This is a genomic window from Collimonas rhizosphaerae (assembly GCF_038896935.1).
Lineage (GTDB): Bacteria > Pseudomonadota > Gammaproteobacteria > Burkholderiales > Burkholderiaceae_D > Collimonas > Collimonas rhizosphaerae.
In genome coordinates this window covers 249,880-259,726 of the sequence record NZ_JBANDC010000007.1, presented here as the reverse complement: position 1 = coordinate 259,726, position 9,847 = coordinate 249,880, and the positions used below count along the sequence as shown (strand labels likewise).

At 62.1% G+C, this 9,847-nt stretch carries 6 protein-coding genes; 4 read left to right on the top strand and 2 right to left on the bottom strand.

Translation table 11 applies throughout. The annotated features are described in order from the left end of the window. Positions 1-80 precede the first annotated feature (80 nt). The 3 genes from V8G57_RS12525 (at position 81) to V8G57_RS12515 (ending at position 4,633) form a co-directional block, all read left to right on the top strand. Positions 81-1,454, top strand: a complete 1,374-nt coding sequence (locus tag V8G57_RS12525; protein ID WP_342829666.1) for a lysine N(6)-hydroxylase/L-ornithine N(5)-oxygenase family protein — start codon at positions 81-83, stop codon at positions 1,452-1,454. Between the two features lie 53 nt (positions 1,455-1,507). Beyond that, a complete protein-coding gene (locus tag V8G57_RS12520; protein WP_342829665.1) occupies positions 1,508-3,712 on the top strand; it encodes a TonB-dependent siderophore receptor in 2,205 nt (734 codons plus the stop codon). 99 nt (positions 3,713-3,811) lie between these two features. Then, positions 3,812-4,633: a formyltransferase family protein gene (locus V8G57_RS12515; protein WP_092399347.1), complete on the top strand. Its 822-nt coding sequence runs from the start codon at positions 3,812-3,814 to the stop codon at positions 4,631-4,633. 82 nt (positions 4,634-4,715) lie between these two features. Here V8G57_RS12515 and V8G57_RS12510 read toward each other — a convergent pair whose 3' ends face one another. Together V8G57_RS12510 and V8G57_RS12505 are read right to left on the bottom strand one after the other, a co-directional pair. Continuing rightward, on the bottom strand, positions 4,716-7,040 hold the full coding sequence (locus V8G57_RS12510; RefSeq protein WP_342829664.1) for a xanthine dehydrogenase family protein molybdopterin-binding subunit: 2,325 nt from the start codon (positions 7,038-7,040) through the stop codon (positions 4,716-4,718). After that, positions 7,037-7,513 carry a 2Fe-2S iron-sulfur cluster-binding protein gene (locus V8G57_RS12505; protein WP_144737369.1) on the bottom strand — a complete coding sequence of 159 codons (477 nt, stop codon included), beginning with the start codon at positions 7,511-7,513 and terminating at the stop codon, positions 7,037-7,039. The genes V8G57_RS12510 and V8G57_RS12505 overlap by 4 nt, the downstream gene beginning before the upstream one ends. A gap of 209 nt (positions 7,514-7,722) precedes the next feature. Here V8G57_RS12505 and V8G57_RS12500 point away from each other — a divergent pair, with 209 nt between their 5' ends. Beyond that, on the top strand, positions 7,723-9,783 hold the full coding sequence (locus tag V8G57_RS12500; RefSeq protein ID WP_342829663.1) for an OPT family oligopeptide transporter: 2,061 nt from the start codon (positions 7,723-7,725) through the stop codon (positions 9,781-9,783). Positions 9,784-9,847 lie beyond the last annotated feature (64 nt).

Below are 9,847 nucleotides of genomic sequence, written 5' to 3'. Positions count from 1 at the left end.
CGGCTGTATCGCCATCGTCCAGGAATTTTTTTCAATCGGCACGCCTGGCGTGCCGGGTAAAACTGATAAGGAACATAGACATGCAACGAGATAGCGTTTTTGACCTGATTGGCGTCGGCTTCGGGCCGTCCAACCTTGCGCTTGCCGTGCGCCTTGCCGAAGAAGCAGGCGCATCGCACCTGAACCATTGTTTTGTCGAACGGCAGCCGGAATTCGGCTGGCACCGCGGCATGCTGCTGGACGATTGCCGGATGCAGATTTCCTTCCTCAAGGACCTGGTTACCCTGCGCGATCCGAAAAGCCGTTTCACGTTCATCAACTATCTGTTCGAGCGCGGCCGGCTGCCGGATTTCGTCAACCTGAAGAATTTTTATCCGACCCGGGTCGAATTCCATGATTACCTGAGCTGGGTCGCCCAGGCTTTTGACGAGCGCGTGCATTACGGCGAAACCGTGATCGGGATTGAACCTGTGGCCGCGGCAGGCAACAACGGCCAGGTCGATACGTTGCGGGTTTTCTCGCGCGACGAGGCTGGCCGCGAATGGCAGCGCGTGACGCATGCGCTGTCGGTGGGGATCGGCGGCTCGGCGCGGATTCCGGAAATGTTTACCGCGCTCGGCCCGCACAACGTGATTCATACCTCGAATTACCTGACGTCCGTCGACCGTGTGGTCGGCGCCCCGCAGAACTGTCCACGCAAGCGGATCGCGGTGATCGGCGCAGGGCAGAGCGCGGCCGAAGTGTTTGTCGACCTGACGCGCCGTTACCCCGGCGTCGACGTCAGCATGGTGATACGTTCCAGCGCGCTCAAGCCGGCCGACGACAGTCCGTTCGTCAACGAAATTTTCAGCCCGGCATACACCGACATTGTCTATGCACAGGCCAAGGATGTGCGGCGCTCGCTGATCGATCGTTTCCGCGACACCAACTATGCGGTGGTCGACCGTTCTCTCATCGAACAGATCTACGAAATGCTGTACCTGCAGAATGTCGCCGCCGAGCCTCGTCATCGCTTGCTGGCGAATACGGCGATCGAAGCAGCGGTGCGCAACAGCAGCGGCCAGGTCGAACTGACCTTGCGCGACCGCCTGAGCGGCCATGCCTGCGCCGAGCGGTTCGACGCGCTGGTGCTGGCAACCGGCTACGGCCGCGCCAACCACCTTGGATTGCTGGACGGGCTGGCGCCGTATCTGGGCGACGCCCTGGCGCAGGGCAACGTCAGGCGCGACTACCAGCTCGCCACGCCGGCGCACTTCAAGCCGCGCATCTACCTGCAAGGCTGTTGCGAGGATAGCCATGGCTTGTCTGACACGCTGCTGTCGGTGCTGGCGCTGCGCTCGGATGAAATCACCGCCTCGCTGGTGCAGGGGGCAAAGCAGGAACGGACGTTCAGTCCGGTAGTGGATCAACAGAAAAACGGAGTGGGCGGCGGCCGCATAGCTTCCGCCCTTTGATGAAGAAAGCGGGTTTTCAATACAAACCGCATTGCAATCGGGAGTAGTAGAAGATGGAATGGATAACAGGTACGCGTCGGCGTGCAATCGTCGTTGCTGTGAGTGTGCTGTTCGAGGCAACGGCAGTTGGTCATGCGCACGCTCAGCAGGCGGCGCAGCCGGCAAACGACGCGCAAAAAAATGGCAAGGCGGCAGACAGCACGCTGCCTGTCATCAACGTCAGCGCCGGCGCGGACGATGACGGCACCGTCGGACTGGTGGCGCGGCGCAGCGCCAGCGGTACAAAAACGGATACGCCGCTCAACGAGATTCCGCAGACGATCAACGTCGTCACCGCGGCGCAGATCGAGCAGACCGGCGCGGCCAGCATCAACGATGCGCTGCGCTATATTCCGGGCTTTTCGTCGTACGGCTCAGAAGTGCGTTCCGACTGGTATTCGGTATTGCGCGGCTTTACGCCCAGCGTGTTCGTCAACGGCCTGCAAGTGCCAAGTACGCTGAACCTGGCAAGCTGGCGCGTCGATCCTTACATGATCGACAGCATCAGCGTGCTGCGCGGCCCGACTTCGGTGCTGTACGGCCAGGGCGATCCCGGCGCCATCGTCGATGTCCAGAGCAAGCTGGCCAATGGCGAGCGGATCCGCGAACTGCAGGTGCAGCTGGGCGACTACGCCAGGAAACAGGTTTCTGTCGACGTCGGCGACAAGATAGACAAGGACGGCACGCTGTCGTACCGTTTCGTCGGCACCGGCCGCGACGGCAATTCGCTGACCGGCCCGCATGCCGAGCAGCGGGTCGCTTTCGCGCCGTCGATCAGGTGGCAGCCGGACGCCAGCACTTCGCTTACCGCGTCCTTGACCTATCTGCAAGACTGGGGCGACGCCTCCAATAACTTCCTGCCGGCGCAAGGCACCATCCTGCCCAATCCGAACGGCAAGATTTCCGAAAACCTGTACACCGGCGACCCGACTTTCTCGCACTACCGCAAGAAACAATGGTCGGCCGGCTACCAGTTCGAGCACAAGTTCGATCCGGTCTGGACCTTCCGCCAAAATACCCGCCTGATGCATCTGTCGCTCGACCAGGGCCAGGTATTCGGCGGCGGCCTGGATCCGGCCGATCCGTCCCAGCAAACGCTGTTGCGCTACGCAGGCCTGTACCAGCTCAACTACAGCCGTTTCGACATCGACAACCAGGCGCAAGCCAAATTCAGCAGCGGCCCGTTTGAACATACAGTATTGGTCGGCGCAGAATATAACCGCCAGAGCACGACCGACAGCGAATGGATGACGACCGGGACCAGCCTGAACATGTACAACCCGGTGTACGTCCCGATCACCAACGATATGCTGACCGGACCCGATTCTTTCCCGCGCACTTATACCAAGACCACGCTGAACATGTTCGGCCTGTATGCGCAGGACCAGATCAAATGGCGGCGCTGGGCGCTGACGTTCGGCGGACGGCAGGACTGGAGCAACACCAGGCAGAACGATATCGCCGGCGGCACCAGCTTCCGGCAGGACGATCATGCATTCTCCGGCCGGGTCGGGCTGGTTTACCTGGGCGATTACGGTTTGTCGCCGTACGTCAGCTATTCGACATCGTTCAATCCGATCATCGGCGTCAAGCTGGCTAACGGCGGCCTGGCCGCGCCGAGCAAGGGCCGGCAGATCGAGGCGGGCTTGCGCTGGCAGCCGGCCAACAAGAACCTGATGCTCAACGGCGCGCTGTACCAGATCTACCAGACCAACGTGCAGACGCCGGATCCTGCCGATCCGACCGGAAGCTTGTCGGTGCAGAGCGGCGAAGTGCGTTCGCGCGGCGTCGAGTTCAGTGCGGTTGGCAATCTGTCGCGCGAGTTCTCTATCATTTCCGCTTATGTCTACCAGGACGTGAAGGTCACCAAGGCCAACGATTCGTCGCTGGGCAAGTGGCCGGTCGATATCCCGCGGCCGCGCCAGATGGCGTCGCTGTGGGGTGACTGGACCTGGCGTACGGGCGCGCTGGCCGGCTTCGGCGCTGGCGCCGGCATCCGCTACCAGAGCGGCAATGCCGGGGCTTCCGACAATTCGCTGTATGTGCCGAGCTACACGGTGTTTGACGCCGGCATCCACTACGACTTGCCCAACTGGCGCCTGGCGCTGAATGCGACGAATCTGTTCAATCGCACCTACGTCAGCGGCTGCCAATCGGCGAACACTTGCTTCTACGGTAACCAGCGCACGCTGGTCGCCAGCGCCAGGTACAACTGGTAAGGCGCGAGTTGAACCAAAGCGTGGAATAGGGCCCGGTCCTGTGGCGTGAGGTACGGGACCGGCGCCGATCATCAATTTGTCTGAATGGATAAGACATTTATGCCAAAGAAAAAACTCGTTTATATCTGGTCCCTGAGAAACGCCGCGGCTGACAAGGCAGGGCAGGACGTCGCGTACAAGGATGGCGCGCGCTACATGAAATCGGTGCTCGAATATCTGGTCGAGGCGCTCAACGATACTGCGCTGGGCGACATGTATTCTCTCGAAAAAGTCATCTACGACGACGATGCGGATTCGGCCGTCGATCGCGAAAAACTGAAGGAGTATGGGTTCTCTTGCGAAGCCGGCAAGCGCTGGTTTTATCCGCCAGGGCTGAACGTGCAGGGGCGCCCTGTGAACGACCTGCTGCTGGCGATTCCGTCGGCGTACCGGCGGCTTGGGATGAATGCGCCGGAACGGCCGGCAGGCAAAAGCGCGTTCGAAAAGAAGCTGCTCGACACGCTGGTCGAGCTGCAGGCCGATATCGTCGTATTGGACGGTTTGCTGATCATCCTGGACGAGCTGGTGCGGCCAGGCAGCCGCTTCGAGCGCAAGATCGTCAACATCCATCCCGGCGTTACGCGTGCGGATTCGCCGTATGAGCGGCGCGGCGCTTATGCGACGCTAGACGCGCTGCACGGCGCGCGCGGCAAGAAGGTGGTCGACTGGCAAACCATGGAAACGGTGCCCGTGAAGCCGCTCTACATGACCGGCGCCTCCTTCCATTACGTGGATAACGGCATCGATTCGGGCGAAGTGATCCACGACGTGCTGAAAACCGAAATCGACAAGGAAGACACGATCCTGGAACTGCGCTGGAATAATTTCAACCGCAGCCTGTTTCCTGCGCTGCACGAAGGTCTCGTCAAGATCTATCGCTGACAACAATAACGGCCATGCACGACAAGTCGCATGGCCGTTATGTACCGCTATGTACATTCACCGCAGCGGATGACTGCCGCGGTCAGCTCTTTTTCGCCTGGTCGCGGATCGGCAGGTTGCGGATGCGTTTGCCGGTAGCCGCGAAAATGGCGTTGCACAAGGCAGGGGCGATAGGCGGCGTGCCTGGTTCGCCGACGCCGCCCAGCGGCATATCGTACTTGTGCGGCACCATGTGGACCCGCAAATTGCGCGGAGCGCTGAACGCGCGCAGCACTTCGTATTCATGGAAGTTGCCTTGCTCCGCGCTGCCGTTCTTGAAGGTGATTTCCCCGGTCAGCGCCAGGCTCAGGCCCATGATGCAGGCGCCCTCGACTTGCGAGCGGATCCGGTCCGGCGTGACCTGGGGACCGCAATCGATCGCCATGTCGACGCGCGGAATGCTGATCGTGCCGTCGTCCGCGACCACCACCTCGATCACCGCCGCCACATAAGACATGAAGCTGTAGGCGACGGCCAGGCCCAGGCCATGGCCCTTGGGCACCTTGCGGCCCCAGCCGGCTTCCTTGGTCGCCAGCTCCACCACCGCCCGCATGCGGCCGGTATCGAGCGGATACAAGACCGGCGATTCACCGTAGTTGGTGGTGTCGGACATCTCTTGCGGATTGACCTGGCGCGCCGGGCCGATCAGCTCCAGCAGGAATTCCCGATGGTCGCGCTTGGCCGCGGCCGCCAGTTCCGCCACGAACGACTGCACCGCAAATGCGTGCGGGATGTTGTAGACCGAACGGAACCAGCCGATCCGCGTATGCGCTTCGACTTCCGGCGCTTCAATGCGGATGTTGGGAATCACGAACGGGATATTGATCGCGCCCATGCCCAGTTCGCCCGGCTGTTCGCCTTTGGCGCCAGCGACAAAGGTCGAAGCGATGGTCGGCGCCGCGGTGCGGTGCAGCCAGGCTTGCGGCTTGCCTTTGGCGTCCAGCGTACTCTCCAGGTGTTCCAGCGAGACGGTATGGAAGTAGTCGTGGCGCAAATCGTCTTCACGGGTCCAGGTCACTTTCACCGGTGCGCCGTCCATGGCTTGCGACAGCAACGCTGCTTCTGCCGCGAAGTCAGGCTTGGACTTGCGGCCGAAACCGCCGCCCAGCAGGGTGACGTTGACTTTGACGTCGTCGGTCTTCCAGCCGAGGCGGCCGGCCACGGTATCGCGCGTGGCTTGCGGGTCCTGCACGCAAGCCCAGACTTCGCATTTGCCGTTGGCGGTGCGGGCGGTGGCGGCCGGCGGTTCCATGGTGGCGTGGGCCAGGTGCGGGATATAGTATTCGGCTTCGATGCGCTTGCCGGCCTGGCCCAGGACGGCCATGGTGTCGCCGTTGTTGCGCACCACCTTGGCCGGCTTGCGCGCGGCTTCTTGCAGGGTAGCCTTGAACGCAGTCGAGTCATAACCTGCGTGCGGACCGTTGTCCCAGGTGATTTTCAATGCTTCGCGGCCCTTGATCGCGGCCCAGGTGTTGCGCGCTATCACGGCGATGCCGCCGAGCGGATTGAACTTGGCCGGCGGCGGGCTGCCCTTGAGTTCGATGACTTTCACCACGCCCGGGATTTTCAAGGCTTCGGCAGGATCGAAGCTGGCCACTTTGCCGCCGTATACCGGCGGCCGCGCGACCACCGCATACAGCATGCCTTCCAGGCGGGTATCGATGCCGTACTGGGTGTTGCCGGTGACGATGTTGCGGAAGTCGACGCTGCCGAAAGCATCCTTGCCGATGTAACGGAATTGCGACGGATCTTTCAGCGGCGCTTGCGCCGGCACCTGCAGCTTGGCGGCGTCGACCGCCAGTTCGCCGTAACCGAGCTTGCGGTTGCTCTTGGCGTGCAGCACTTCATGGTTCTTGGTGGTGATTTCTGTTGCCGGCACGTTCCAGCGCGCGGCGGCGGCCGAGACCAGCATCAGGCGCGCAGTGGCGCCGACCTGGCGCATCGGCGTGAAGAAATGGCGCATGCTGCGCGAGCCGTCGGTGTTCTGGTTGCCGTAGCGGCTTTCGTCGGCGTTGGCTTGCACCACGCGCACCCGGCCCCAGTCGGCGTCGAGTTCATCGGCTACCACCAGCGGCAGGCTGGTGCGGATGCCTTGGCCCATTTCGGAGCGGTGGGCAATGATGGTGACGATGCCGTCGGCGCCTATCGAGACAAATACCAGGGGATCGTTGACGGTGCCGCCAGGCATGTTGGCGCCGCCGTATTTTTTTGCCGGCGCAGCGGCATCGGCTGCCATCACCAGTCCGTTCACGCCTACCGTCAGCGCCAGCCCGGTAAAGGCGCCGACTCCCTTGAGCCAGGTGCGGCGGCTTACGGAAGCGACTTCGGTGTTAGCGCTATCTTTAGCGAAATCGAAAGCGGCGCTCATTTTGCGACTCCGTTATCGGTGACATGCGCAGCAACCTGCTTGATTGCAGCGCGGATGCGGGTATAGGTGCCGCAGCGGCAGATATTGCCGCTCATGGCGTCGTCGATTTCCTTGTCGGTCGGCTTCGGCGTGGTTTTCAGCAAGGCGGTGGCAGACATGATCTGGCCGGCCTGGCAGTAACCGCATTGCGGCACGCCCAGCGCGATCCATGCTTCCTGCACGGCATGGCCGACCTTGTCGTCGGCGATGGCTTCGATGGTGGTGACTTTTTTGCCGGCGGCGGCGCTGATCGGCGTGATGCAAGAGCGGATCGGGGCGCCGTCCAGGTGCACGGTGCAGGCTCCGCACAGGGCCATGCCGCAGCCGAATTTGGTGCCGGTCATGCCGATATGGTCACGCAGGGTCCACAGCAGCGGGGTGTCTTCCGGTAAGTCGATCTCATGCTGCTTGCCGTTGATGTTCAGGCTTGTCATGGTGGGTTCTACCTTTCCAGCTTGGGGTTGATAACCTATTGATGGATAAATCGGGGCGGCATGGTCGAATTGGCAATGCCTTGATTCCTTGCTGCCAAATTGACGTGACGAACCGCGCCTGGGCATTGTAGACCTAACTGAAATTCTTTGATTGAGCGCAACTGTTTCGAGGATAATTGGCAGATTGCAATTTTGGTGATGGAGTTCCGATGTCCGATTTGTTGAATAGAGCTGGCCGCATTCCCGACAATGTTTCGCTGCCCGAGCTGACGCTGCGAGGCATCATCCTTGGCGCCCTGATTACGGTCGTGTTCACGGCCTCCAACGTGTACCTGGGCTTGAAAGTCGGCCTGACTTTTTCTTCCGCCATCCCGGCCGCCGTGATTTCCATGGCCGTGCTGCGCATGTTCAAGAGCGCCAATATCCTTGAAAACAATATGGTCCAGACCCAGGCTTCGGCCGCGGGCACGCTGTCTTCCATCATCTTCATCCTGCCTGGTCTGGTGATGATCGGTTACTGGCAGGGTTTCCCGTACTGGCAGACGCTGGCGATCTGCGCCGCCGGCGGCATGCTGGGCGTGATGTTCACGATCCCGCTGCGGCATGCGATGGTGGTGCAAAGCGACCTGCCTTATCCGGAAGGCGTGGCGGCGGCTGAAATCCTGCGCGTCGGCAGCGCCGAAGTCGAACTCGACGGCGCCACCGGCAAGGCCGGGACAAGGACCGAAACCGGCATCGTCGACATCATGGCCGGCGGTTTCACCGCCGCTGCCGTGACCTTGTTCTCATCCGGCTTCCGGGTGCTGGGCGAAGGCATCAACCTGTGGTTCGCGGCTGGTCCGGCAGTGGTGCGCCTGTCCGCCGGCTTTTCGCTGGCCTTGCTGGGCGCGGGCTACCTGATCGGCATCGTGGCCGGCATCGCCATGCTGATCGGCTTGCTGATCGCCTGGGGCGTGGCCGTGCCGGTACTGACCTCGATGCACAGCATCCCGGACGGCGTGACGCTGGCCAAATATGCTACCGGCCTGTGGAGCAAGGATGTGCGCTTCATCGGCGCCGGCACCATCGGCGTGGCCGCGGTATGGACCTTGATCACCTTGTTCAAGCCGATGCTGGAAGGCGTCAAGACTTCGTTCCAGGCTCTGCGCGGCGGTAAGGGACGCATCAACATCCCGCGCACCGAGCAGGACCTGGCGCCGAGCTGGATCATCGGCATCACGCTGGCGCTGGTGGCCATCCTAGTAGCGACTTTCGCCAGCTTCCTGAGCGCTGCGCCTTTGTCGGCCGGCATGGTGTGGGGGCTGGTTGCCTATAGCGTCCTGTTTGCCGTGATCTTCGGTTTCCTGATCGCCGCTGCCTGCGGCTACATGGCAGGGCTGATCGGTTCTTCCGCCAGTCCGATTTCCGGCGTCGGCATCGTCGCCGTGGTGCTGGTGTCGCTGCTGATCCTGCTGGTCGGCGGCGGCGACGGCCTGCTGGCGACCGAGAGCGGCAACAAGCTTGGGATTGCGCTGGCGATCTTCACCACTTCGGCAGTGATCGCGGTGGCCACCATTTCCAACGACAACCTGCAGGATTTGAAAACCGGCTGGCTGGTCGGCGCCACGCCTTGGCGCCAGCAGGTGGCCCTGCTGATCGGCTGCGTGGTGGGCGCCGTGGTGATTCCGCCGGTGCTGGAGCTGCTGTATAACGCCTACGGTTTCGCCGGCGCCATGCCGCGCGCCGAGATGGATGTGACGCACGCCTTGTCGGCGCCGCAGGCAACCTTGATGACCGCCATCGCGACCGGGATTTTCACCCATCAGCTGAACTGGGACATGATACTGATCGGCCTCGGACTGGGCGTAGTGCTGGTGACGATCGACGAAGTGCTGCGCCGCCGCGGCGGCGTGGCGCGTTTGCCGGTGCTGGCGGTAGGCATCGGCATTTACCTGCCGCCGACGGTCGCTTCGACCCTGGTGCTGGGCACCTTGCTGGCCTGGGCGATAGAACGCATCCTGAAAAAGCGTGCGCAGAAGGCGGGCCTGCCGTATGAACAGTTCGCCGAAGCGCCAAACCGGCGTGGCGTGCTGCTGGCGTCCGGCCTGATCGTCGGCGAAAGCCTGGTGGGCGTGCTGCTGGCGGCCATCATCGGTTTTACCGGCAACGATTCGCCGTTGGCGCTGGTTGGCGCTTCCTTTGAAAACACTGCGCAATGGCTGGGGCTGATCGTGTTTGCCGCAGTGGCCTGGGTCTTCTCGCGCCGCGTGCTGACGGCGCGCCAGCAATAGGCATTCGCCGGCTGCTGTATAACCGTTAAAAAAATGGACCGGGCTGATTACCCGGTCCATTTTA